General features: G+C 71.3%; 18 protein-coding genes and 1 pseudogene. 8 read left to right on the plus strand and 11 right to left on the minus strand.

What is annotated here, in order from left to right; genetic code table 11:
• Positions 1–114: 114 nt before the first annotated feature.
• From H4W31_RS07550 to H4W31_RS07565, 4 genes are all read left to right on the plus strand, one after another.
• A complete protein-coding gene (locus H4W31_RS07550; protein ID WP_192766003.1) occupies positions 115–3,321 on the plus strand; it encodes an ABC transporter permease in 3,207 nt (1,068 codons plus the stop codon).
• A gap of 130 nt (positions 3,322–3,451) precedes the next feature.
• Positions 3,452–6,208 carry an ABC transporter permease gene (locus tag H4W31_RS07555; protein ID WP_192766004.1) on the plus strand — a complete coding sequence of 919 codons (2,757 nt, stop codon included), beginning with the start codon at positions 3,452–3,454 and terminating at the stop codon, positions 6,206–6,208.
• Positions 6,208–7,191, plus strand: coding sequence for an ATP-binding cassette domain-containing protein (locus H4W31_RS07560; RefSeq protein ID WP_192766005.1), 984 nt, complete (start codon positions 6,208–6,210; stop codon positions 7,189–7,191). Before H4W31_RS07555 ends, H4W31_RS07560 begins: the two co-directional genes overlap by 1 nt.
• A gap of 56 nt (positions 7,192–7,247) precedes the next feature.
• The gene (locus H4W31_RS07565) at positions 7,248–8,030 is read left to right on the plus strand and encodes an ABC transporter ATP-binding protein (protein WP_192766006.1); all 783 of its coding nucleotides are present in this window, start codon (positions 7,248–7,250) and stop codon (positions 8,028–8,030) included.
• A gap of 140 nt (positions 8,031–8,170) precedes the next feature.
• Here the strand turns inward: H4W31_RS07565 and H4W31_RS07570 are convergent, their stop codons facing one another.
• Both H4W31_RS07570 and H4W31_RS07575 read right to left on the minus strand, forming a co-directional pair.
• A complete protein-coding gene (locus H4W31_RS07570; protein ID WP_007073996.1) occupies positions 8,171–8,380 on the minus strand; it encodes a BldC family transcriptional regulator in 210 nt (69 codons plus the stop codon).
• 265 nt (positions 8,381–8,645) lie between these two features.
• A complete protein-coding gene (locus H4W31_RS07575; protein WP_192766007.1) occupies positions 8,646–9,485 on the minus strand; it encodes a hypothetical protein in 840 nt (279 codons plus the stop codon).
• 195 nt (positions 9,486–9,680) lie between these two features.
• On the opposite strand from H4W31_RS07575, the gene H4W31_RS07580 reads away from it, so the two are divergent.
• Positions 9,681–10,763, plus strand: coding sequence for a Glu/Leu/Phe/Val family dehydrogenase (locus H4W31_RS07580; protein ID WP_192766008.1), 1,083 nt, complete (start codon positions 9,681–9,683; stop codon positions 10,761–10,763).
• A 277-nt stretch (positions 10,764–11,040) separates the two neighbouring features.
• Positions 11,041–11,256: a DUF3073 domain-containing protein gene (locus H4W31_RS07585; RefSeq protein WP_192766009.1), complete on the plus strand. Its 216-nt coding sequence runs from the start codon at positions 11,041–11,043 to the stop codon at positions 11,254–11,256.
• Positions 11,257–11,460: 204 nt separating this feature from the next.
• Here H4W31_RS07585 and amcA read toward each other — a convergent pair whose 3' ends face one another.
• The 5 genes from amcA to H4W31_RS07610 all read right to left on the minus strand — a co-directional run bounded on the left by amcA (position 11,461) and on the right by H4W31_RS07610 (position 16,317).
• A complete protein-coding gene (amcA, locus tag H4W31_RS07590; protein ID WP_192766010.1) occupies positions 11,461–11,700 on the minus strand; it encodes a multiple cyclophane-containing RiPP AmcA in 240 nt (79 codons plus the stop codon).
• Entirely contained in the window at positions 11,669–12,775 is a 1,107-nt protein-coding gene (amcB, locus tag H4W31_RS07595) for a cyclophane-forming radical SAM peptide maturase AmcB (RefSeq protein ID WP_318783716.1), read from the minus strand. Before amcB ends, amcA begins: the two co-directional genes overlap by 32 nt.
• Before the next feature lie 205 nt (positions 12,776–12,980).
• A complete protein-coding gene (gene purM / locus H4W31_RS07600; RefSeq protein ID WP_192766012.1) occupies positions 12,981–14,126 on the minus strand; it encodes a phosphoribosylformylglycinamidine cyclo-ligase in 1,146 nt (381 codons plus the stop codon).
• A gap of 144 nt (positions 14,127–14,270) precedes the next feature.
• Entirely contained in the window at positions 14,271–15,845 is a 1,575-nt protein-coding gene (purF, locus tag H4W31_RS07605; RefSeq protein ID WP_318783071.1) for an amidophosphoribosyltransferase, read from the minus strand.
• Positions 15,846–15,984: 139 nt separating this feature from the next.
• Complete coding sequence (locus H4W31_RS07610; protein ID WP_192771912.1) at positions 15,985–16,317, minus strand: sterol carrier family protein; 333 nt, start codon at positions 16,315–16,317, stop codon at positions 15,985–15,987.
• A 275-nt stretch (positions 16,318–16,592) separates the two neighbouring features.
• Between H4W31_RS07610 and H4W31_RS07615 the strand changes: the two genes are divergently transcribed.
• Complete coding sequence (locus H4W31_RS07615; protein ID WP_225945428.1) at positions 16,593–18,458, plus strand: carboxypeptidase regulatory-like domain-containing protein; 1,866 nt, start codon at positions 16,593–16,595, stop codon at positions 18,456–18,458.
• A 191-nt stretch (positions 18,459–18,649) separates the two neighbouring features.
• Here H4W31_RS07615 and H4W31_RS07620 read toward each other — a convergent pair whose 3' ends face one another.
• The 4 genes and pseudogenes from H4W31_RS07620 to purS form a co-directional block, all read right to left on the minus strand.
• Complete coding sequence (locus H4W31_RS07620; RefSeq protein WP_318783072.1) at positions 18,650–19,426, minus strand: 2-phosphosulfolactate phosphatase; 777 nt, start codon at positions 19,424–19,426, stop codon at positions 18,650–18,652.
• A gap of 397 nt (positions 19,427–19,823) precedes the next feature.
• Positions 19,824–22,451, minus strand: a pseudogene (purL, locus tag H4W31_RS07625) (phosphoribosylformylglycinamidine synthase subunit PurL); the annotation flags it as partial.
• Entirely contained in the window at positions 22,448–23,131 is a 684-nt protein-coding gene (purQ, locus tag H4W31_RS07630; RefSeq protein WP_192766013.1) for a phosphoribosylformylglycinamidine synthase subunit PurQ, read from the minus strand. The pseudogene purL and the gene purQ, both read right to left, overlap by 4 nt.
• On the minus strand, positions 23,128–23,391 hold the full coding sequence (purS, locus tag H4W31_RS07635; RefSeq protein WP_192766014.1) for a phosphoribosylformylglycinamidine synthase subunit PurS: 264 nt from the start codon (positions 23,389–23,391) through the stop codon (positions 23,128–23,130). The genes purQ and purS overlap by 4 nt, the downstream gene beginning before the upstream one ends.
• 358 nt (positions 23,392–23,749) lie before the next feature.
• Between purS and H4W31_RS07640 the strand changes: the two genes are divergently transcribed.
• The gene (locus tag H4W31_RS07640) at positions 23,750–24,430 is read left to right on the plus strand and encodes a S1 family peptidase (protein WP_192766015.1); all 681 of its coding nucleotides are present in this window, start codon (positions 23,750–23,752) and stop codon (positions 24,428–24,430) included.
• Positions 24,431–24,536: the final 106 nt, after the last annotated feature.

Consider the following 24,536-nt stretch of genomic DNA (forward strand, 5'->3'; position numbering starts at 1 on the left):
GTCTGACATTTCACAGCCCGGTACGCCAACCTTTCGCTCCCCCTCGGGCGCTTCGCCAGCCAGAAGGGGCGACGACCGACGCCGCCCTTCTCGCCATGGGGGAGACGCAGAACGATGAGGCTGGTGTTTCGGCGCGCCCGAGGGGCGAAGAGTCTGCTCCTCGCGGCGACCGGGGCGACCCTGATCGCCACCGCCCTGCTCACCGGTCTCGCCGGCTACAGCCGGGAAGTGGTCGACTCCGGTGCGCAGAGTGCGGTCGCGTCCGCCTCCCCGGAGGAGCGGTCACTCCTGGTACGCGGCACCGCCGGCGGTTCAGCGGACGAGCTCACCAAGCGGGACGGGGCGGTACGGGCCCGGTTCGTCGACGGCTTCGAGGAGGTTCCCGCCACCGTCGCCGGAGCCGGGTACGCCGCCGGCCGCCAGCTCTCCGGCCGGACCGGGGACGCGGTTCCGGACGCCCAGGGCGTGGTCTTCGCCTCGGTGGTGTTCCTCGACGAGCTCGCCGACCACGCCCAGCTCACCTCCGGCGACTGGCCGCGTCCGGGTGGCCGGCCGACCCAGACCGCACTCGCCGAGCCGGTCGCGAAGATCCTCGGCGTACGGGTCGGCGACCGGATCCCGATCACCGACCGGGTCACCGAGCGGGTCACCGAGGTGACGGTGGCGGGCGTCTGGAAACCCCGCGACGTGCGGGACGCGTACTGGCGGCTCGTTCCCGACGTACTGACCGGGGTCGGCTCGGGGTCCGCCACCTACGGCCCGCTGGTGGTCGACCGGGCCGACTTCCTGAAGGGTTTCGTCGCCAACTCCTCCGCCGCCTGGCTGGTGGAGCCCGACCTGGCCGGGGCGTCCATGTCCGCGTTGGCCCGGTTGGGCGGGGCGGCCGGCGTGGCCAGCACCACCCTGCCGGCGGAGACCGGCCTCGGCAGATCCGGCCTGGTCACCACAGAGCTCGACGAGTTGGTGCAGCGGCTCGAACGCGCCGATCTGGTCGGGCGGTCGGCCCTGGTCACCCCGATGCTGCTCGTCGTGGTGCTCGGCGGGTACGCGCTGCTGCTGGTCGCGCTGCTGCTCACCGAGCAGCGCCGGGGTGAGACGGCGCTGCTCCGGGCCCGGGGCGCCGGACGGGGACAGGTGGCCGGGCTGGCCGCCCGGGAGGCGCTGCTCGTCGTCCTGCCGGCCGCGGTGATATCGCCGGTACTCGCCACCGAAGTGGTAAAGCTCGCCGGCCGTACGCCGATGCTGGCCGCCGCCGCGCTGCACCTGAGCCCCCGGGTCGACACGCTGAGCTGGCTGGTCGCCGTGCTGGCGGCGGCGGGCTGCGCGCTGGCGATGCTCGGCCCGGCACTTCGGCAGGGCGACAGCTACGTCAGTGAGATGGCCAGCCGGTCCCGCCCGAGCCGCCGGACGATCGCCCAGCGGGCCGGCCTCGACCTGGCGCTGATCGCCCTGGCGGTACTGGGCTGGCTGCAACTGCGGCAGTACTCCTCGCCGCTGGTCGGCGCCGGCACCAACACCCTCGGGATCGACCCGCTGCTGGCGGCGACCCCGACGGTCGGCGTACTGGCCGGTGCGGTGCTCGCGCTGCGCGGGCTGCCGCCGATGGCCCGGCTGGCCGAGCGGTACGTCGACCGCCGGTCCTGGACCGGCACCACGCTCGGAATGTGGCAGGCCGGCCGCCGGCCGCACGCCGGTCCGGTACTCCTGCTCGCCCTGGCGGTCGCGGTGAGCACCCTCGCCTGGTGCCTGGCCGCCACCTCGGAGCGGTCCCTGACCGACCAGGCCAACCACCAGGTCGGCGCCGACCTGCGGCTGGTCGAGGCCGCCGGTGCCGCACCACCGGGCCGGGCGGCGCAGCTCGCCGGGCTGCCGGGGGCGCCCCAGGTCCTGCCGGCCTGGCGGGACAGCCCTCGGCTCGGCGTCGAGGGCGTGCCGGGATCGATGGTCGCCCTGGACGCCGCCGCGGCGAACCAGGTCGTCCAGCTCCGCGACGACCTGGTCGACGGCGCCCCGGCCGCGCTCTTCGACGGTATGACGGCGGACCGGATCACCGCCCCGTTGACCGAACTGCCGGCCGGAACCCGCCGACTCACCGGGCAGATCACCACCGCCAACTTCGGGGAGTACGCGCCGTCCCAGGTACGTACCGCCGCCGTCTTCGTCGAACCGAACGGCGGCCACCGCCGGGTCGCCCTCGGCGCCAGCGCGGACGGTAAGGCGCTGCGGTTCGACGTGGAACTGCCCGAAGGCACCGCACCCGTCCGGCTGGCCGGCTTCCTGGTAGACACCCTGGGACCGCAGGGGTACGGCGTCACCTGGCGCCTGGCCGACCTGCGTGCCGCACCCGCCCAGGGTGCCGGTACGGCGGTGCCCCTCACCGACGGCGGACCGTGGCGGACGGCCGACCGGACCCGACCCGGACCGGACGTACCGCCGCGCGACGGCGTACTGACGGTCCACTACCAGCTCCCCGACAGAGCCGGCCAGTTCTTCGGAAGCAGCTCCCCGATCCAGTTCGTCGTCTCCCGGAAGCCGGCGAATGGTGCGGTGCCGATCGTGGCGACCCCCGAGGCGTTGTCGGCGCTCCGGCTGCGGGTCGGCGAGAGCACCCGACTGGTGCTCGCCGGCGCCAGCGTTGACGTCACCATCACCGGCACCGTCGCCGCGGTACCCGGCGTTCCGGAGGCCGCGGCGCTGCTGGTCGACCTACCCTCGCTGAGCACCGAACTGTTCCACGAGTACGGCATCGTCCCGGTCGCCCAGGAGTGGTGGCTGGGCACCAGCACCGGCGGGCACCAGGCGACGGCCCAGGCCGCGACGGCACTCGGTGGGCTGGAGGTCGCCGACCGGAAGGAGGTCGCGGGCCGATCGGGCAGCGACCCGTACGGGGTCGGCGCCCGTGCCGCCCTGTTCGCGGCGGCCCTCGGTGCGCTCCTGCTCGCCGCGGTCGGCATCACGGTGGACGTCCGGGCGACCGCCCGGCGCCGGGTCACCGAACTGGCCGTACTGCACACGCTCGGCGCCGGGCCCCGGCTGTTGGCCCGGTCCCTGATCGTCGAGCAGGGATTCCTCGCCGGCATCGGCGTACTCGTCGGGCTGGGCGTGGGTATCGCCGTCGCCGCGACCATGGCGCCGCTGGTCATCCTCACCCCGTCGGCGGAGCGGCCGGTTCCGGCACCACTGCTGGACATCACCTGGCTGCCGGTCGGCGGGACCGCCGTACTGCTGCTCCTGGTCGCCCTCGGCCTGAGCGGCCTGACCGCCGCCACCATGCGGCAACGTCTGACAGCGGCCCAACTCCGAATCGGGGAGGACCGGTGAGCGCGAGGAGTGAGCCGGTCTTGCGAGCCCCGCAGTCGCGAACGAAAGCCAGACCGGTGAGCGCGAGGAGTGAGCCGGGGGCAGGAAGTGAGCAGGGCGCGGGAAATGAGCAGAGGGGAAGGGTGGACCGGTGACGGAACGGGGTGGCGGGTTCTCGGCACGGCTGCCCGGGCCAGTGCGCCGGGCCCGGGTGTTCGCCGGGTACCTCGGCCTGCTGGGCCTGCTCGGCCTGGTCGCCGCGCTGCTGGTGACCGGTGCGCCCCGGCTGGCCAACGAGTTCGCCGACGACGGGCTGCGGCACGACGCCGCCGCACTGCCGTATCAGGTGCGGGACCTCAGCTATGTCGTACGGCCGGACAGCCTCGACAACCCGGACGCCGCGACGGGCGCGGCGGCGCTCGACCCGTACCGGAAGAAGTTGCCCGCGCCGCTGCCGACGCTGATCGACCAGCAGTGGTTCGCCGCCCAGGTCGGCCCGGAGGCGGTGAGCGTCTCGGGCGACAAGCGGCCGCTCAACGGCAGCTGCCGTCCGGTTCTGTCGCTACGGACACAGCCGGGCGCCGAGCGCGAGGCCAGGATGGTGCAGGGGCGGTGGCCCGCGTCCAAGGGTGACACGGTCGAGGCGGCGATCTCGTCGGAGGCGTCGTCCGTGATCGGACTGCCGGTCGACACCGTCTTCCGGATGCTCGGCACCACCGGCGCCGCCGACAGCAGGGGATGGGTCACCGTCCGGATCGTCGGGGTGTACGAGCCGGTCGATCCGACCGCACCGACCTGGGACGCGATCCGACTCGGCGAGGCGGTCTGCCCGAACCCGGACGACGGCCTCACCGACAAGACCTCGCTGCTGACCGACGTCGCCGGGCTGAACACCGCCGGTGCGCAGGTCGGGGCGCTGACCTTCGAGTGGCGCTACCGGGTCGGCACCGAGCAGTTGACGTCCTCGACCATCGCCCCGCTGATGACCGCGATCGCGGCCACCCGCCGTACGCCTCCGGAGGCCGGGCTGGTCCTGACCACCGGGTTGGACAGTTCGCTGGCCCGGTTCGACGCGCAACTCCGCGCCGTGCAGGCCCTGCTGGCGGTGGTGCAGGCCGGCATCCTGGCCACCCTGCTCGGGCTGGTCACGCTCGCCGCCGGGCTCGCCGTGGAACGCCGCCGGGAGGAGTTCACGCTGCTCCGGGCACGCGGCGCCACCATCTCGGAGATCGGCGCCCGGTCCCTACGCGAGGCCATCGTCGTCCTGCCGGTCGCGGTCCTGGCCGGGTGGCTGCTCGGCACGCTGTTGCCCGGCCGGCCGGCCGGGGCCGAACCGCTGGGCGTGGCACTGGTGGTCGTCGGCACCACGCTGGCCATTCCGCTGCTGGCGATGGTCCGGCAGCGCCGGACGACCTTCATCAGCCAGCGTCGGGACCTGGTCCGGCATCGCTCGTCGATCCGTCGGCTCACCGCCGAGCTGCTCCTGCTGCTCCTCGCGGTGCTCGGCGTCGTACTGCTGCAACGGCGTGGGCTGAGCCAGACCAGCGGGGTCGACCCGTACCTGGTCTCCGTACCGGTGCTGCTGGCCGTCGGCGCCGCCTTGATCGCCCTGCGGCTCGTTCCGTGGCCGCTGCGTCAGATCGGCCGCCTCGCCGCCCGGGCCCGGGCCGCCGTACCGTTCATCGGCCTGGCCCGTGCCGGGCGCGGCGCACCGGTCACCGTCGGCCCGCTCGCCGTACTCGTCATCGCGATCGCGACCGGCGTCTTCACCAGCGTCGTGACCAGCACCATCGCCGAGACCCGGGACCGGGTCAGCGACCAGGAGGTCGCCGCCGACGCCCGGGTGACCAGTTCCTACACCAGTGTGGCGACCACCGAGCGGATCGCCGGGCTCCCCGGGGTCACCTCGGTCAGCCCGCTCGCGGTCGGCGTCGGGGAACCGCTGCTCTCCCGTACCCCCACCGGGATCGGGGGCCGGAATCTCGGTCAGGCCCAGATCGTGGTCGTCGACGGTCCGACCTTCGCCCGGGTGCTCGCCGAGAGCGGTGTCGAGTACACCCTCCCGGCCGCGCTGACCCGGTCGGGTCGGATCGACGGCCCCGTACCGGCGGTCGTCTCGCCGGAGGTCGCCGAGGCCGTCGGCACCGAGGCCGTCACCGAGGTCCAGGGCCGCCGGTACCAGTTCACCGTGGGTACGGTCGCGGCGCGCTTCCCCGGGTTGGACGTCAACGCCCGCCGGTTCGTCGTACTGCCCTGGCAGGCCCTGCCGATACCGGACTTCCAACCGATCGCCCCCAACCAGTTCCTCGTCGCCGGGAAGAACCTGCCCCTCGACGCGCTGCGCGACACCGCCACCGCCGGCGCCAGGGAGTACGTGGCGAAGATCCTCGGGAAACCGGCCGACTCGGTACGGCCGCAGTCGCCGACCGTGGTGACCACCTGGCAGGCGCACCGGCAGGCGCTGGAGCAGAGCGGGGTGAACCGGCTGCTCAGTTTCACCTTCTCCACCGGAGTCGCCGGGGCGACCACTCTGGCGCTGCTCGCGGTCGGGTTCGCCGTACTCGCCGAGGCGCCGGGTCGGGGTCGGATGCTCTCCCGGTTGCGCACCATGGGCCTGTCCGGCGGGCAGGGGCGTGGACTGCTGGTCTACGAACTGGTGCCGCTGCTCGGCGTCGCCGTGGTCGCCGGTGGACTCGTCGGGGTCGCGTTGCCCCGACTGCTCGGACCCGCGCTCGGGCTGTCCGGCTTCACGGGCGGAATACCGGCGCAGACCCACCTCGATCCGTACCTGATCCTCGGCGTGCCGGTACTCGTGCTGGTCGCCCTGGCCGCCGCCCTGGGCATCGAAAACGTGATCAATCGTCGGATGCGCCTCGGCGAGGTACTCCGACTCGGAGAGGAGAGCTGATGGCCAGCCCGACAACCAGCGCCGCCGTACCCGATCTCGCCGTACTCCAGCGGCGGGCCGCGGAGCGGGCGGCGGCCCGGGCCGGCGGCGAGGACCGGCTCCGTGGACACATCGTCTGCGACGGCCTGGTCCGGATCTTCAAGACCGAGGGCGTCGAGGTGGTCGCCCTACAGGGACTTGACCTGGTGGTCGACCGGGGCGAACTGCTCGCCATCGTCGGCGCCTCCGGATCCGGCAAGTCAACCGTGCTCAACATCCTCTCCGGGCTGGACGTGCCGACCGCCGGCATCGCCCGGGTCGGCGACTTCGACCTGCTCTCGATGTCGCCGAAGCGCCGCCTCCAGTACCGTCGGCGCACGGTTGGCTTCGTCTGGCAGCAGACCGCCCGCAACCTGCTGCCGTACCTGACCGCCCGGGAGAACGTGGAGCTGCCGATGCGGCTGGCGCACGGCCCGCGCGGCCGGGCGGCTGCGCGCCGGGCCCTGGAGCTGCTGGAGATGGTCGGCGTCGGCTACTGCGCCGACCGTCGCCCGGACCAGATGAGCGGCGGCGAGCAGCAGCGCTGCGCGGTGGCGGTCGCGGTCGCCAACGACCCCGAGGTGCTCTTCGCCGACGAGCCGACCGGCGAACTGGACGAGGCGACCGCCGCCGAGGTCTTCGGTGCGTTGCGCACCATCAACGCCGAACTGGGCGTCACCATCGTGGTGGTGACCCACGACCACGCCGTGGCGTCGCAGGTCCGCCGGACGGTCGCGATCCGCGACGGCCGGACCTCGTCGGAGGTACGCCGCTCCACCCGGCTCGGCGCGGACGGGGTCGAGGAGCTGGTCACCGAGGAGTACGCCCTGCTCGACCGGTCGGGCCGGATGCAGCTTCCAGCCGCGTTCGTGGACGCGTTGAGCCTTCGTGACCGGGTCAAACTGAACCTGGAACCCGATCACGTCGAGGTCCGCCCCGGCACCGGTACGGAGCCGGGCGAGTGACCGGCGAGCAGGATCGACACCGGCGGGGGTCCCTGCCGGACGGGGAGGGACGGAGCATGGCCGAGGAGGAACGTCCGGTGGATGCGCAGGAGTGGTCGTCGAGCAACGGCGGGCGGCCGGTCGGCGAGGAGCTGCTCCGGGTCGAGGGGGTCGGGCGGGACTACCGCGCCGGGGACCGGGTGGTGCACGCGGTCCGGGACGTCTCCTTCACCGCCCGCCGGGGCGAGCTGGTCGCGGTGCGGGGTCGGTCCGGGGCCGGCAAGACCACCCTGCTGAACCTGATCGGCGGGCTGGACCGGCCGACCAGCGGACGGATCCAGGTGGCGGGTCACGAGATCACCGCCGCCGGTGCCCGGGAGCTGCTGGAACTTCGCCGGTCCACCATCGGGTTCGTCTTCCAGTCGTTCGGACTGATCCCGATCCTCTCGGCGGCCGAGAACGTCGGCGTACCGCTGCGGCTGGCCAAGCGGCCCCGGGCCGAGCGGGAGGAGCGGGTGACCATGCTGCTGGAGATGGTCGGGCTGGGCGCCCAGACGGCGCAGCGGCCGTACGAGTTGTCCGGTGGTCAGCAGCAGCGGGTCGCGGTGGCCCGGGCGCTGGCGAACGATCCGGCGCTGCTCATCGCCGACGAGCCCACGGGGCAGCTGGATTCGGAGACCGGGCGTTCGATCATGGATCTGCTCCGCGCCCTGGTGCATGCCCGGGGCATGACCGCCCTGGTCGCGACCCATGATCCGACCCTGATCGACCTGGCCGACCGGGTGTTGACCCTGCGGGACGGCCGGTTGGTGGACGGGGCCGGACAGGACGGGACGGCGCTGACGGCCGCACTGGGCTGACCGGAGGGCCGCCTGGGCTGACCGGAGGGCCGCCACCAATTCCGGACTGGTCCGTTAGTCCGTTACATGGTTCAGGGGTGGGGTTCGTACGATCGTACGAACCCCACCCCTGAGCCGACGTTCGAGTTGCGAGTCGTGCCTCAGTCGCCCTGGCGCTGCTGGGGTATCTGCCCCTGCAGCAGGGCGCGAACCTCCGACTCGCGATAACGGCGGTGCCCGCCCAACGTCCGAATAGCGCTGAGCTTCCCCGCCTTCGCCCACCGGGTCACGGTCTTCGGGTCGACACGGAACATCGACGCGACCTCTGCCGGCGTGAGTAGCGGCTCAGGTTCATGCGTACGCGATGCCATCGGTCACTCCTCCACAGGTGCCTATAGACATCGGCCGGGGTCCCGCCGGCCGACGCGTCTCCCATGGTCCGGCTAGTCCCCGATGTCCGACATGGGCCGAACGGCCGAAGGTCCTTGGATGGACGGATGAACAATGACCGATATATGGTCTTTTTTTATGCCAGAAAAAGACTTAACCGGACGGCCGATTGCCCCTCGTGACGCTGATGTTACGAGGGGCACTCACCTGTTCGCGCTCCCAATGGGCTTTGAGCCGCAATGTTCGCTAATTGCAACGCTCCAGTAACTGAACCGCCCGCCAGCGCGCAACGAGCTTCTCGTACGCCTCGGTCGCGGCCTCGGTGTCGCCCCGGGACAGCCCGGCGAGTCCGGCGGCGACCAGTTCCGGCGAGTCGTCCCCGGTCAGTGCGTCGTCCGAGAGCAGGTGGACCAGGCCTCCGTAGTCGAGTTCCACCACCGAACGCGGATGGAACTCCTCCAACCACCGGGCCCCCTCCTCGACGGCCTCGGTGATCGGCGCGTCCCCCACCGACTTGCGCAACACCGACAGGCCCCGGGACGCCCGCCGCCGGGCCTTGGAGATCTCGGTGCGGTAGCGCAGCACCCGCCGGTCCGGCCGGGTGGTCAGGTCCCGCTCCTCGGGGTCGACGAAGACGAACCACCGCAGCGGTACACCCCAGGTGGCGATCTGCTCGTGCAGCCGGGGTACGCCGTGCTCCAGCACCCGGGCGCCGCTGCGCCAGTCCTCCACCACGGCCTTCGCCTGTCCGGCGAGGACCGGCGGCACGAACGCGTCGGCCAACACCGGAGGTACGCCGTCCCGGGCGCTCAGCGCCGCCTCCGCGACCCGGACCCGCAGATTCCAGGGGCAGACCAGCAACGTGTCGTCCGCCTCCAGGACGTACGCCTCCTCGGGCAGGTCCGGCAGCCTGGTCCAGCCCGCGCCCAGCGCCTCGATCACCGCCGATCGCTGTCGTACCGGCCCCTCCAACGGGGCCACTGCCCTGCCCTCCTTGACGTATCGGCGCCAGAAAATCTGCCGATCACGGTCGAAGGCGGTCAACGGCTCGTACACGCGCAGGTAGGAAGCGAAGAGCGACGGCACGGCGCGATCCTCCCACGAAACGGAACTCCGCCGCCCCGCGCATCTGCAATCGGACTTCCGCGCACCGGGCCCGATCCACCACGGTTGCGATCACGATTAGGCTCGCAGCAGGCCGGCAACATCCCCCGCTGGCACACCGGGAGGCCCCCCTCCCCACACATCCCACGAGGATGTCCACCTTCATCGGGAGCGACCATGGACGTATTCGCCAGTACCGAAGGACCGGAATCCGACGGCCACGAGCAGGTCGTGTTCTGCCAGGACAAGCAGACCGGGCTCAAGGCGATCATCGCCATCTACTCGACCGCGCTGGGCCCCGCCCTCGGCGGCACCCGTTTCTACCCGTACGCCACCGAGGCCGAGGCGCTGCACGACGTGCTCGACCTGTCCCGCGGGATGGCGTACAAGAACGCGCTGGCCGGCCTCGACCTCGGCGGCGGCAAGGCGGTCATCTGGGGCGACCCGGACCGGATCAAGAGCGAGCCCCTGCTGCGGGCGTACGGCCGCTTCGTCGAGTCGCTGGCCGGCCGGTACTACACCGCCTGCGATGTCGGCACCTATGTCGCCGACATGGACCTCGTCGCCCGGGAGACCCGTTACGTGACCGGCCGCAGCGTCGAGCACGGCGGTGCCGGGGACTCGTCCGTGCTGACCGCCTGGGGCGTGTTCCAGGGCATGCGGGCCGCAGCCGAGCACGCCTGGGGCTCGCCGACGCTCGCCGGACGGCGGGTCGGGGTCGCCGGGCTGGGCAAGGTCGGCAAGCACCTGACCGGCCACCTGGTCGACGACGGCGCCTCGGTGGTGGCCACCGACGTGAACGAGGCCGCGCTGGCCTGGGTACGGCAGGCCTACCCGCAGGTCGACGTGGTCTCCGACGCCACCGCCCTGATCAGCTCCGACATCGACGTGTACGCGCCCTGCGCCCTCGGCGGCGCCCTGGACGACACCACGGTGCCCGCGCTGCGCGCCTCGGTCGTCGTCGGCGCGGCGAACAACCAGCTCGCCCACCCCGGCATCGAGAAGGTGCTGGCCGACCGGGGCATCCTCTACGCACCCGACTACGTGGTGAACGCCGGCGGTGTGATCCAGGTCGCGGACGAGATCGAGGGCTTCAACTTCGAGCGGGCCAAGCTGCGGGCGACCCGGATCTACGACACCACCCGGCAGATCCTCCAGCTGGCCGACGCCGAGGGTGTCCCACCGGCGGTCGCCGCCGACCGGCTCGCCGAGCGCCGGATGGCCGAGGTCGGCCGGCTCCGCAGCATCCACCTCCGCTGAGGTGCAAGGAAGGGCCCCTTGTTATCGCTTTTGGTAGAAGAAGGGGCCCTTCCTAGCCGAACGTCCTGCTAGAGGTCACGGCCAGGCTGGGTGAGCGCTCCTTACTGAGTAGTATGGGAGCTCTGGTCGATGTCCGCGCGACGCGCGGGCACGGACGGTGGTAACCCGAGGTGCCGAACCAGGGCATCCCCATGTACCGTAAGAGCCACGAGAGATGCCTGACGTCATCGGGGCCCGCCTTCGGGCTGCCCCGAATTCTGTGCGAGGGGGTCGAGCCATGGGGCGCGGCCGTGCTAAGGCCAAGCAGACAAAGGTGGCCCGGGAGTTGAAGTACCACTCCCCGAACACCGACCTCGCCGCCTTGCAGCGAGAACTCGGCGGCGGCCGGAAGTCGGACTACGTCGTCGACGACGACCACAAAGAGTTTGTCGACGACGATGACGAGGATCACGACGTGGACGACGACCCGGGCAACTGGGCGCCGACCCGCTGACCTCTGGTCACATCTGAGCACGCGGTAACGCCGCGTGCTCACGCGTGTCCGAGTGAGTGCGGAAGCCGTACCGCCGATCGAACGTACTGGTAAGGACCTGCCACTCCTCGGAGCCCGTCTCCGATGCCCCGGTGGCAGGTCCTTTACCGCCGATCGGTCGGTTGGACGCCCCGGGGACGCCGGACCCGATCGGGGACGCCGACCTCAGCGGGGTCGGTTGTTCCAGTTGTAGAAGGTCGGGATGTTCTCGAAGTGGTTCCAGGCGCAGACGGCGCTCGTGCCGTCCCCGGCGCTGGCCACCTCGGCTCGGAGGCGTCGCGCCTCCGCCGCCTCCTGGAGCAGCGTGGCGAGTCCCGCCCGAGCACCCTGGACCCGTACGGCCACCAGGTCGTCCGGGCCCGCCTCGACGTGCTCAGGCGGGCGTTGGCTCGTGATCTCGGGCATGGTCCAACACTCCCTCTAGTAGACGGATCTTGCTGTTGCGGCAGTGGTTGGTCTCCGTACCGTCGAACCGCCCGTGCTCGAAGTAGCGGTTGGCGGCGTGTCCACCCCCGCAGAACCCGAAATACGGGCACCGGGAACGGCAGGCCTCCACCCCGGCCAGGAACTCGGCCACCCACGGCGTTCCCGTGGTGGCGCCGGCCAGGATGTCCGGTAGCCGGGTCTCCAGGACGTTTCCGCTGGTGAAGTCCCCGTATTCCGAATCGGAGAAGCCGGCCAGCTCCGGGGAGAGCAGGACCACCGAGCCGTCGTACCCGACGGTCGGGATGGGATCGAGGTGCCGGGGCAGTACGTCGTCCTCGGCGCCGTCCAGCACGGCCGCGGCGTACCGCAGCGACCACTCGATCTCGCGCAGGTGGATCCGGGGATCGCGGCGCCAGGCGGCGACCAGCTCGGCCCAGAAACCGCTGACCACTTCGGCGGGGTGGGCGTTGAGTCGGGTGTTGACCCCCTCCGTCTCCTCGATGTTGATCCCCAGCACGTCGCATCCGAGATCGAGGAAGTAGTCGTAGAGCTCGGTGGCGAGCCCCGGCTCCGGTCGGCTCACCACGCACAGGGCCGAGAAGGCGACGTCGTTGCGGCGCAGCGCCTCGACCCCGGCCATGATCCGGTCGTACGACGGCCGGCCGCCCCGGGTCACCCGCTCCCCGTTGCGCTCCCGGGGACCGTCGACGCTGACGCTGACCCGCATCTGGTGCTCGGCGAAGAAATCGCACCAGGCGTCGTCGATCAGCGTCGCGTTGGTCTGCACATGGTGCTCGACCCGGTCGTCGAACGGCGCCAACAGGGCCGCCAGGTGCTCCCGTCCGGCCGCCAGCGGCTCACCGCCGTGCCAGACCACCGAGAACCGCCCGTGCCGGGACCAGTCGTTCACCGGACCGGCCACCGCCGCCGCCACCGACACCGGCATCCGGCGGTCCGCCGAGCGCAGCGGGAGATAGCAGTACGCGCAGTCGAGGTTGCACAGCGTCGTCGGCTGCATGACCACGTAGCTCGGGACCGGGGCGATCCCCCGCATTCCGGAGAACTCCTGTCGCCGGACAGCCATCGGCCCCTCCTCCCCGCGTCTGAGGTGCCCCTCAGGCTAGGTGGCGGTGGCCACTCTGGTGAAGTCCTGACCAGGTATGCCGTGAATCACGGGCATAGATCGCGGATGCGGGTATTGGCATTCTTGTGGCGGTCGGCCCGGAATTCTCCCGGCCGGCCCTGGATCGCTCGCCGGTTCAGCCCCGGGTGTGCTGCCCGATCATGTGCACCTCGCCGGTGCCCTCGATGATCTCGCCAGCCTGCCAGGCCTCCACGCCACGCCCGGTCAGGCAGGCCAGGGCACGATCGGCGTCCTCGGCGGAGACGATGGCGAACATCCCGACACCCATGTTGAAGGTCGACTCCATGTCCGGGTCCTCGATCCGGCCCTTCGACTGCACCAGATCGAAGATCGGCGCAGGCTTCCAGCTGGCCCGGTCCACCACCGCGTCCACGGTCTCGGGCAGCACCCGGACCAGGTTCCCGGGGATACCCCCGCCGGTGACGTGCGCCAGGGCGCGGACGTCGGCCTCGGCGATCAGCTTGAGGCAGTCCTGCGCGTAGATCTTGGTCGGGGTCAGCAGCTCCTCACCCAGGGTCCGCTGCCGACCGAAGTCCTCGATCACCGTGTCCAGCCGCATCCGACCCGCCCCGAGCAGCACGTGCCGAACCAGGGAGTACCCGTTCGAGTGCAGACCGGACGAGCCCATCGCGATCACGACGTCGCCGATCTCGACCCGCTCCGGCCGGAGGATCTCGCTCTCCTCCACCACGCCGACGCCGGTCGCCGAGACGTCGTACTCGTCCGGACGCAGCACGCCCGGGTGCTCGGCCGTCTCGCCGCCGAGCAGCGCGCAGCCGGCGTACCGGCAGCCGTCGGCGATGCCGGCGCCGATCTCGGCCACCTTGTCCGGGACAACCTCGCCGCAGGCGATGTAGTCGAGCAGGAACAGCGGCTCCGCGCCACAGGCGACCAGGTCGTCGACGACCATGGCGACCAGGTCGATCCCGACCGTGTCGTGGATGTCCATCTGCTGCGCGATGACGAGCTTGGTGCCGACCCCGTCGGTCGAGGAGGCCAGGATCGGGTTCTTGTACTTCTGCACGTCGAGCCGGAACAGGCCGGCGAAGCCGCCGATGTCGCCCATCACCTCGGGACGCCGGGTGCTCTTGACCTTGGGGCGGAGCAGTTCGACCGCGCGGTCACCGGCGTGGATCGAGACGCCCGCGTCCGCGTACGACACGGTGCGCTTGCGGCCGGACCGGCCCATTCCCGCCGTCCAGGGCTGATGGGTCCCACCCGGGCCGCTTCCTGCACCACTGCGCTCGGTCACGTGCGTCACGGTTCTCCCCTTAGTGGTTCTCGCGGCTGGCCGCGTCGGTAGCGGTCGAGGATCACTCGACTGTCGTACTGCCTGGCCGGATGTTCCCAGCCAGGCCGGTCCTGGTCGCCGGCCGGAACACATGAGCCGGGGCCGGCCTGGTGCCTACGCGTGCGACGGCACCTCACCGCCGCTCGAACTGCTCACGAACGGTTGACCACCCGGACCACGGGACGCGGACGCGGCCGCACGGTCACGATCCACCTCCCCCGGGCCGGCGGCAACCCGACGGTCCACTCCTTCGAGTACGTGCTTGCCGATCAGGTTCCCGGCGGGCAGGTCGATCGGGTACTCGCCGTCGAAACAGGCCCGGCAGAGTCGGGTCTTCGGCTGCTCGGTGGCCGCGATGAGGCCGGCCAGGGAGACGTACCCGAGACTGTCGGCTCCGATCGAACGCCGGATGCCCTCGTTGTCCAGCCCGTTGGCGAGCAGTTCCGCCCTGGTGGCGAAGTCGATGCCGTAGAAACAGGGCCAGTTGACCGGCGGCGAGGAGATGCGTACGTGCACCTCCAGCGCACCGGCCTCACGCAGCATCCGGACGATCGCCCGCTGCGTGTTGCCCCGCACGATGGAGTCGTCGACCACGACCACCCGCTTGCCCCGGACGTTCTCCCGGAGCGGGTTGAGCTTGAGTCGGATACCGAGCTGACGGAGGGTCTGCGACGGCTGGATGAAGGTGCGCCCGACGTACGGGTTCTTCATCAGGCCGGCGCCGTAGGTGATGCCGGACTCCTCCGCGTAGCCGATCGCGGCGGGAGTGCCGGACTCCGGAACCGGGATCACCAGGTCAGCCTCGACCGGGTGTTCACGGGCGAGCTTCCGGCCGATGCCGACCCGGGCGGCGTAGACGTTGCGGCCCGCGATCGTGGTGTCCGGCCGGGCTATGTAGACGTACTCGAAGAGGCAGCCCTTGGGCTCCGGCGCGGCGAACCGGGCCGAGCGGAGCCCGTGCTCGTCGATGGCGATCAGCTCACCGGGCTCGACCTCCCGGACCACGCTCGCGCCGACGATGTCCAGGGCGGCGGTCTCGCTGGCCACCACCCAGCCGCGCTCCAGCCGGCCGAGCACGAGCGGCCGGACGCCGTGCGCGTCCCGGGCGGCGTAGAGGGTGGTCTCGTCCATGAAGACGAAGCTGAACGCGCCGCGCAGGGTCGGAAGCACCTCGAGCGCCGCCGCCTCGACCGACAGGTCGGGCCGGCTGGCCAGCAGCGTGGTCACCAGGGCCGTGTCCGAGGTCGAGCCGTCGGAGTCCATCCCGCGCTCGACCGCGTCCCGGGCGAGTTCGGCGGTGTTCACCAGGTTGCCGTTGTGCGCCAGGGCGATCGTGGTGCCCGCCGAGGTGGCCCGAATGGTCGGCTGGGCGTTTTCCCAGGTCGATCCGCCGGTCGTGGAGTACCGGGTGTGCCCGATCGCCAGGTGCCCCCGCAGGCTCGCCAGCGTCGGCTCGTCGAAGACCTGGGCGACCAGGCCAAGATCCTTGTACACGACCACGCCCGAACCGTCGCTGACGGCGATGCCGGCAGCCTCCTGGCCACGGTGCTGAAGTGCGTAGAGACCGAAGTAGGTGAGCTTCGCCACCTCTTCGCCCGGGGCCCAGACCCCGAACACGCCGCACGCGTCCTGTGGACCGGGTCGTTGGGGGTCGAGGTCATGGCTCAACCGGCCGTCGCCTCGGGGCACCTGCCGCTCCCTTTGCTGATCTGCTCGGACTCGCCTGTCGCCCGGGTGGTACGAAGTTCCGTCGACTCAGAGTGTACGCGAACCGCAGCCGATACAGAGAGCCACGTTATGACCCCCGTAAGTGACAGATGGTGATTGGTTAATGGGGCGAAATCGGCAGATAAGCGGAGATATCCGAGCGATTGCCACTCGTCTGCACCAGGCCCTGTTCCACCGCCTCCGACCACCGCATCCGCCCGGTGGCGAGCCGGATCCAGACGACCGGAGCCATCTCGACCACGTTGGCCGGCGTACCACGGGTGTGTCGCGGTCCGGCGCAGCACTGGACCGCGCCATAGGGTGGGACACGGACCTCCACCGCATGGCCGGGCGCGCGCTCCACCAGACCACTCAACAGGGTACGAACCGCGTCCCGCAGGGTCGCTCGATCGGGCGTACGCCCAGCGTCGAGCTCTGCCAGCGCGACCACTATCGGTGAGGACTTATTGTGCGGAGAGGACACGTCGGGACGATACGACCCAGCTTTATGGCATTTCTCGGCGCCCCTGGGTCGCGCTCATCCGGTCAGACAAGGCATAGTTGCCGACGGTGTACTCGTATGGGTTGATCCTCAGCCGGCGACGGGTCGGCGGTGGTAACCGGAAGGCGGTGGACGTGACAGCACACCGACGAGCCTGGATCTCCCGGGCCGGTGTGGTAGTAGCGCTGGCAGCCAGCGCACTATTCGCTCTCCCCTCCACACCAGCCATGGCCGATCCCGACCTGCGAACAGTCTCCGCCTCGCCGAATTCGGTCGACGTCAACGGCACCGTGACGGTGAGGTTCACGCTCGCATTCGTCGATGGCGGCGACGAGAAGGCAGACATCACGGTCAGCAGTTCCAACGAGTCCCGACTGGATTGCCTCACCGGCTGCGGCGTCAATGACGCCGTCGCCGGCAGCTACACCGCGCAGCTCAAGCGAAGCGGTGCGACCTTCGACTCGAATCAGAGCGTGACCGTCACCGTCAAAGCCGAGCAGGATGTCCTCCTCAACGGCACCAAGACGGACACCGCGACGGTGAGGGTCACCCTGATCGCCAAGGCCGCGCCACCGGCGGTGCAGACCGTCGCCGAGGTCTCCGGACGGGTCACCAACGAGACCACCGACGACCCGGTCTCCGGCGCCACCGTCCGACTCACGGACGGGCAGGGGCGGGACCGCAGCACCAACACGAACAGCAGCGGTAGCTACAAGTTCACCGGCTCGGAAAGCTCGCCCATCGCGCCCGGACAGCTCACGATCCGGGCCACCAAGGGCGGCATCAACGACACCGTACGAGTGAACGCGAGCGCCAACCAGCGGCTGAACAACCAGGGCATCGAACTCGCCATCGCCGCGTCGCCGACCGCCACTCCGGAGCCCACCGAAGGCGCCGACGAGGAAGTTCCGGTCGACGAGGAAGAAACGGAAGCGGCGGACGAGAGCGGTGCGCCGGCTGCCGACAACGCGGCCAGCGAGGACTCGGGTTCGGGTCCCTGGCTGCTGATCCTCGCCGGCGGCCTGCTGGTCGCGCTCGGCGTCGGCGCCATCGTGCTGCTGGTGATGCGGCGCAAGGAAGGCGACGGCGACGACGAGGACGAGGACGACGCGGACGGACCGCGAGGCGGCGGGCCGACCGGTCGTGGCGGCGGTTACCGGGGCGGTGACGACGCGACCCGGGTCGCGACCCGAGCCGGAGCCGACCCGACCATGGTGAACCGGCAGAACCTGGCGGATGCGCCGACGATGATGCACAACACCCCGCTGGTCGAGGAGTTCCCGGACCCGTACGGCGCGCCGCTGCCAGGGCCGCAGACGCCGGGGTACGGCGGCGGACAGCAGGGCTGGGGTGCGAACGGCTACGACGACGCTCCGGGTTCGGGTGCCGGCGGCTACGGCAACGCCCCCGGCTCGGGTGCCGGCGGGTACGGCAACGCTCCGGGCTCCGGTGCCGGCGGGTACGGCAACGCCCCCGGCTCAGGTGCCGGCTACGGCGCTCCCGTCTCGGGCGCGGCGCCGGGCTACCGGGACCCGGCGGGCGGCTACGGCGAGCAGTTCGACGAGCCGACCGGGCGGTACACCGGCGCTCGTGGTGCCGAGGAGTACGGTCCGGCGGCCGACCCGTACGAGACCGGTTCCTACCGGCCGTCGTCGGGCGCGGCACAGGGCGGTTACGAGGCCGAGCAGCCGTACGGCCAGGAGAACGGTTACGACGCCGGGGCGTACGGCAGCGGCGGAGGCGGCTACGACGAGCCGAGGACCGGTGCCGGCTACGACCGGGGCGACGACGGGTACGGCGCCGGCAACGACGGCTACGAGACCCGCGCCGACGCCTACGGCCAGCCCGGGTACGAGGCCGATCGCGGCGGGTACGACCAGCCGGCGACCGGCGGCGGCTACGACCACCAGCAGCAGCGTGGCGGCTACGACGCCACGAGCAGCTACGACGAGCGCGACTACGAGCAGCAGCAGGGCGGTGGCGGATACTACGACGATTCGCCCCGGGCCGGTGGTGGTGGCCACAGCCGGTCCGGCGCCCCGCAGCAGCCGAGCCGCTCGGAGCGGCGGTCGCTCGACTGGCTGGACGACTGAGGTAACCGGCGCGGGAATGCGCTGAGGAGGGGCCCGGTTCGCGATGGCGAGCCGGGCCTCTTCGCGTCGACCCGGCAGTGAGGTCGATCCGACGGTAGGTGTCGATCCGACAGTAGATCGGCCCGCGACAGTAGAGGGCCCCGGCAGTGGATCGACCCGCAGAATGGGTGGGCCCACAGTGGCCGGTGGCGTCAGGGCGCCGAGAAGATTCCGTTGCGGAGTACCGGGACGACGTCGGAGACGCCGACCTGGACGGCGACCTCGACGTCCTGCCCGAAACCCCTGGTCGTCAGCTCCCGTCCCGACACGCAGCCCCGGACCGCAGCCGGGATGTCGTGCACGCTGTTCAGCGTCGCCAGCGCCAGTGCCGCCTCCACGGAGAGGCCACCGGGCACCGTGGAGAGCACGTCCAGGACCGCCGCCGCGCCGAGTTGGTCCTCGACACTGGGTCGCAGAGTGTCGTCCGGCCAGCGCTCACCAGCGGCGATCACGCCGATCGGCGCCTGGGTCGAGCCGTACCCCTGGTCGAGGAGCCAGCGCCCGACGGCGCCCGCGTTGCGCAGGCAGGCCGCCAGCACCGGCAGCCCCGTGGCGCTCGCGGCGGCGCTGATGGCGGAGCCGTTCGGAGATGGCAGGACCAGGTCCGACACCACGGGTGCGGTGGAGAGTGCGGCCGGCGACAGCGACCAGGGGTGTTCCGGAGACACCGCACGCCGGCCGACGGCGGCCACCGCACCGACCCGGGTCGCGTACTCGCCAGCCTGGGCGCCCCAGGGGAACGGATGTACCCGCATTCCCCGGGCGACCGCCACCTCCACCGAGGTGGTGAAGGAGAGCACGTCGATCACCACCAGTACGGCACAGACCCGGCTCAACTCGGCCGCACCGGCCAGACCCCAGTCCAGCCGGACCCCGCTACCGGGTTGTGCGTAGACCGATTCGGTCGTCGGCTCGATCCATCCCGTCACGATGCGGCCCCCGTTGTCCGTGCTCGACCGCCCACCATTCGACCGCCCCCCGGCGGTCGAATCAGCTCGCTGGGCGGCTCCCGGCGTCCGGTCCCGTCCCGGGCGCCGGCTCGCTTTCCGCCGAACCGGCCGGCTCGGTACCGGCCGGGGTAGCGGCCTCGACCGAGCGCTCGGCGGCGCCGGCCTCGGCCGAAGCGTCGTCGTCGACCGGAGTTCCGGTCGCAGCGGCGCCGGCCGGGTTCACCGGTACGTCGTCGGAACTCCTCGGCGCTGCCGTGGCTGCTGCCTCGTCGACCGGAGCCGACCCTGCCTCGACCGGCGTCGTGGGCGCAGCCGCCTCGACCGGAGCCGTGGCCGAAGTACCGTCGATCGGAGCCGTGGCCGAGGTCGCCTCGACCGGAGCCGTGTCGACCGGAGTCGTGGCCGGAGCGGCGTCGACCGGAGTCGGCGTCGTACCGGGGTCGGTTTCGCCGGCAGCGGCCGGGCCTGCCTCGGTCGCGGTGCCGACGGAGGCGGCGTTGTCGCCGAAGAGGCTCGGCAGGGTCGACGTGAACGCCGCCCGCAGCTCCTCCAGGCCGATGGTGAAGTGGTCCCGCACCTCGATCTCGCCACCGTTGGTGTCGGTGACGCCGATCAGGGTCCACGGCACACCCCGCTCGGCGCAGAGCGCGGTGAACGCCTTCTCGTGCCCACGGGGAACGGCCACCATCGCGCGGCCGGCGGACTCGCTGAACAGGAAGGCGAACGGCATCGAGCCGGTGGTGAAGCCCTCCGGCATCGCGATCCGGGCGCCGACACCGTGCCGCAGGGACGACTCGACCAGCGCCTGGGCCAGGCCGCCGTCCGACAGGTCGTGCGCGGACCGGAGGTGTCCGACCCGGGCCGCCTCGGCGACCAGCTCGGCAAGGGTGCGCTCGCCCGTGAGGTCGACCCTCGGCGGCACGCCACCGAGGTGCTCATGGGTTACCCACGCCCACTCGGATCCGGACAGCTCGACCCGGGTCTCACCGAGCACGAAGATCAGATCGTGGTCGGCACCGGTGGTCCGGGCGAAGCCCATCGGCACCCGCTGCGCGACGTCGTCGAGCACGCCCAGCACGCCGACGACCGGGGTGGGGTGGATCGCCGCCGCGCCCGTCTGGTTGTAGAAGCTGACGTTGCCGCCGGTCACCGGGATGCCCAGTTCGGCGCAGCCGTCCGCGAGCCCGCGTACGGCCTCGGCGAACTGCCACATCACGCCCGGGTCCTCCGGCGAGCCGAAGTTCAGGCAGTCCGTCACCGCCACCGGCTTGGCGCCGGTCACGGCCACGTTCCGGTACGCCTCGGCGAGCGCGAGCTTGGCCCCGTTGTACGGATCGAGTCGCGCGTACCGGCCGTTGCCGTCGACCGACATCGCGACGCCCAGCCCGCTCTGCTCGTCGATCCGGATGATCCCGGCGTCCTCGGGCTGGGCGAGCACGGTGTTGCCGAGCACGTAGCGGTCGTACTGCTCGGTGATCCAGCTCTTGTCGCAGAGGTTCGGCGAGCCGATCATCCGCAGCAGCGTCTCGCGGAGCGCCTCCGGAGTCGACGGTCGGGGCAGCGTCTCGGCCCGGTCGGCCTGCAACAGGATGAGGTCGGCCGGCTCGCGCATCGGTCGGGCGTAGACCGGACCCTCGTCCACAAGCGACCCCGGCGGCACGTCGACCACGGTGTGCCCCTGCCAGGTGATCAGCAGCCGGCCCGGCTCGGCGGGCGTACCCTCGGTCACCTCGCCGATCGCGCTGGCCGGTACGCCCCACTTCTCGGAGATCTTCAGTACCGCGTCGAGCTTCTCCGGGGCGACGATCAGCAGCATCCGCTCCTGCGACTCGCTGGCCAGAATCTCGTGCGGCTGCATCGACGCCTCGCGCAACACCACCCGCTCCAGCCAGACCCGCATGCCGGTGCCGGCCGCGGCGGCGGTTTCGGTCAGCGCGCAGGTCAGCCCGGCGCCACCGAGGTCCTGGATGCCCACGATGAGTTGGGCGTCGTACAGCTCCAGGCACGCCTCGATCAGCAGCTTCTCCATGAACGGGTCGCCGACCTGCACCGACGGGCGACGCTGCTCGCTGCCGTCGTCGAAGGTGGCGCTGGCGAGTACGGAGACCCCGCCGATGCCGTCCCGTCCGGTCTTGGCACCCATCAGTACGACGATGTTGCCGGGCCCGACGGCGGCCTTGTTCTGCAACCGGTCCACCGGCAGTACGCCGAGGCAGAGCGCGTTGACCAGCGGGTTGCCCTGGTAGCAGGGGTCGAAGACGACCTCGCCACCGATGTTGGGCAGGCCGAGCGAGTTGCCGTACGTGCCGATTCCGGCGATCACGCCGGGAAGCACCCGGGCGGTGTCGGGGTGGTCGGCGGCACCGAAGCGCAGCGGGTCCATCACCGCGACCGGCCGGGCACCCATCGCGAGGATGTCCCGGACGATCCCGCCGACGCCGGTGGCGGCGCCCTGGTGCGGCTCGACGAAGCTCGGGTGGTTGTGCGACTCCACCTTGAAGGTCACGGCGAGCCGGTCGGAGACCTGGATCACGCCGGCGTTCTCGCCGATCCCGGCCAGCATCCGGTCGTTCGGTGGCGCCTTCTCGGTGAACTGTCGCAGGTGGACCTTGCTCGACTTGTAGGAGCAGTGCTCGCTCCACATGATCGAGTACATCGCCAGTTCGGACTGGGTGGGTCGACGGCCGAGGATCTGCCGGATCCGGTCGTACTCGTCGTCGCGGAGGCCCAGTTCGGCGTACGGCTGCAGGTCGCCCACGGTCGCCGTCGCGTGCGGGACGGTGTCCAGGCCGTTGGGGTAGCCGTTCACCGGCAGTTCCGCCGCGCTGCTCGCCGATCCCGTGCGGTCGGCGTCCGAGGTGGTCTGTCCGGGCCCGGGTTGACCGGGTACGGACGACTCCGGCCGGGCCGCCTGGCCCACCGGGTCGACGGCGGGGCCGGTTGCCGAGGGGTGGTCGGCGAGGGTGGGCTCGGGCTGGCCCATGACCTCACTCCGTTCGATCATGCGGGCGCTCCCGCCAGGTGCTTGAGGATCGACGTGAAGAAGCCGAGCCCGTCGAGGGACGGACCGGTCAGCGCCTCCACGGCGTGCTCCGGATGCGGCATCAGGCCGACCACGTTGCCGGCCTCGTTGGTGATGCCGGCGATGTCGCGCTGCGACCCGTTCGGGTTGCCGCGCAAGTAACGCGCCACGACCCGGCCGGTCGCCTCCAGCTCGTCGAGCGTGCGCTCGTCGGCGACGTAGCAGCCCTCGCCGTTCTTGACCGGAACGAGCACCTCCTGCCCCGACTGGAAGGCGTTGGTCCAGGCGGTGCCGGCCGACTCCACCCGCAGCCACTGGTCGCGGTTGCGGAAGTGCAGGTGCTGGTTGCGGGTCAGCGCGCCGGGCAGCAGGTGCGCCTCGCAGAGGATCTGGAACCCGTTGCAGATACCGAGCACGGGCAGGCCGTCCCGGGCTCCGGCGGCGATCGTCTCCATCACGGGCGCGAACCGGGCGATGGCGCCGCAGCGCAGGTAGTCGCCGTAGGAGAAGCCGCCGGGCAGCACCACGGCGTCGACGCCGTGCAGGTCCGCGTCGTCGTGCCAGAGCGACACCGCCTCGGCGCCGGCGATCCGTACCGCCCGGGCCGCGTCGCGGTCGTCCAGCGAACCGGGGAACGTCACCACGCCGATCCGGGCGGTCATGGATGGCTCTCCTGGGCATCCGCGGCATCCACCACGGTGATCGAAAAGTCCTCGATCACGGGGTTGGCCAGCAGTTTGTCGGCGATTTCCCGAGCCCGGTCCAGATCCGGCTGACCGGCGAACTCGATCTCGATCCGCCGGCCGATCCGCACGGAGGACACGTCTGTGACTCCGAGCCTCGGCAGCGCATTCGCGACGGCCTGGCCCTGAGGATCGAGAATCTCCGGCTTGAGCATGACGTCGACGACGACGCGAGGCACTGGGCACTCCTGACTGTGTACGCAGTTGGGTGCCGGCCCACGAAAGGGGCGAGCGGAGCCAGCGTACCCGGCGGACCAGCGAGTTGACGCACGGGCCAGCCCTGGAGGCAACCCTGTGGACACCCGACGGCCAGCGGAACCGTCCACGGACCCGGTCACCCGCCGACGGGGGTCGAAAACCGGCCTGAGAGGTTCACTCTTGTGAATAGGTGACGAACGGCTTAGCGTGTGGCGTCAAACGTCCGGTTCTCCACACCGAACGTTGACTGTCCAGATCCGTACGGCGGACATCCCCCCGCCTACGGCGGCTCACCCGACCCGGTGACCCCGGGTAAACCCCCCGGAAGGAGCCCTGTCCATGCGTCTTCGCCGAACCCTGGTGATGCTCGCCACCACCCTCGTCGGCGCGCTCGTCGCGCCCGCCGCAGCCTCGGCCGGTCCGGTCACGCCGTTCATCATCGGCGGCGGAACCGTCTCGTCGGCCCCCTGGGCCGCGGCAGTGTTCAGCAACGGCTCGTTCACCTGCTCCGGCACCATCATCGCCGCGCGCTGGGTCCTCACGGCCCGGCACTGCGTCAGCGGCACGATGTCGGTACGGGTCGGCAGCGTGAACCGGTCCTCGGGCGGCGTCACCAGCAACGTGACGTCCTCCGCGAGCCGGTACGACCTGGCGCTGCTCCAGCTGTCCACCTCGATCAACACCTCGTACGTCACGCTGTCCAGCGCCTACCCGCCGGTCAACTCGACGAACTCGATCTACGGCTGGGGCATGACCTGCTACAGCGGTTGCTCGGCGTCGGCTCAGCTCAAGACCGCCAACGTGCGGGTGACCAGCACCAACGTCACCGACGCGTACGGAGGTCGGGCGATCCGGAGCACCCGGATCAACGGCAACGCCTGGCGGGGTGACTCCGGCGGTCCGGAGTTCTACAACGGCGCCCAGGTGGGCGTCGCCTCGACCGCCGACGGCGCGAACATCCAGAACTACGGCAGTGTCGCGTACAACCGCTCCTGGATCACCTCGGTGGCCGGGGTCTAGGCCCTACTGAACACCCTCCTCAGGGGTACGGCGCGGACGTTCCAGATGGGTTGGGGCGTCCGCGCCGCGCCGTTTCACGGCCGCCGTGCCCGTTCAGGAGGTCGGC

Origin of the sequence: Plantactinospora soyae, from assembly GCF_014874095.1 — a bacterium.
Taxonomy (GTDB): Bacteria; Actinomycetota; Actinomycetes; order Mycobacteriales; family Micromonosporaceae; genus Plantactinospora; species Plantactinospora soyae.

What these genes read in the sequence shown, in the direction of transcription:
- H4W31_RS07550 (WP_192766003.1), top strand. Translation starts at nt 115, where the DNA reads ATGAGGCTGGTGTTTCGGCGCGCCCGAGGGGCGAAGAGTCTGCTCCTC.
- H4W31_RS07560 (WP_192766005.1), top strand. Translation starts at nt 6,208, where the DNA reads ATGGCCAGCCCGACAACCAGCGCCGCCGTACCCGATCTCGCCGTACTC.
- H4W31_RS07565 (WP_192766006.1), top strand. Translation starts at nt 7,248, where the DNA reads ATGGCCGAGGAGGAACGTCCGGTGGATGCGCAGGAGTGGTCGTCGAGC.
- H4W31_RS07570 (WP_007073996.1), bottom strand. Translation starts at nt 8,380, where the DNA reads ATGGCATCGCGTACGCATGAACCTGAGCCGCTACTCACGCCGGCAGAG.
- H4W31_RS07580 (WP_192766008.1), top strand. Translation starts at nt 9,681, where the DNA reads ATGGACGTATTCGCCAGTACCGAAGGACCGGAATCCGACGGCCACGAG.
- H4W31_RS07585 (WP_192766009.1), top strand. Translation starts at nt 11,041, where the DNA reads ATGGGGCGCGGCCGTGCTAAGGCCAAGCAGACAAAGGTGGCCCGGGAG.
- amcA (WP_192766010.1), bottom strand. Translation starts at nt 11,700, where the DNA reads ATGCCCGAGATCACGAGCCAACGCCCGCCTGAGCACGTCGAGGCGGGC.
- amcB (WP_318783716.1), bottom strand. Translation starts at nt 12,775, where the DNA reads ATGCGGGGGATCGCCCCGGTCCCGAGCTACGTGGTCATGCAGCCGACG.
- H4W31_RS07615 (WP_225945428.1), top strand. Translation starts at nt 16,593, where the DNA reads ATGGCCGATCCCGACCTGCGAACAGTCTCCGCCTCGCCGAATTCGGTC.
- purQ (WP_192766013.1), bottom strand. Translation starts at nt 23,131, where the DNA reads ATGACCGCCCGGATCGGCGTGGTGACGTTCCCCGGTTCGCTGGACGAC.
- H4W31_RS07640 (WP_192766015.1), top strand. Translation starts at nt 23,750, where the DNA reads ATGCGTCTTCGCCGAACCCTGGTGATGCTCGCCACCACCCTCGTCGGC.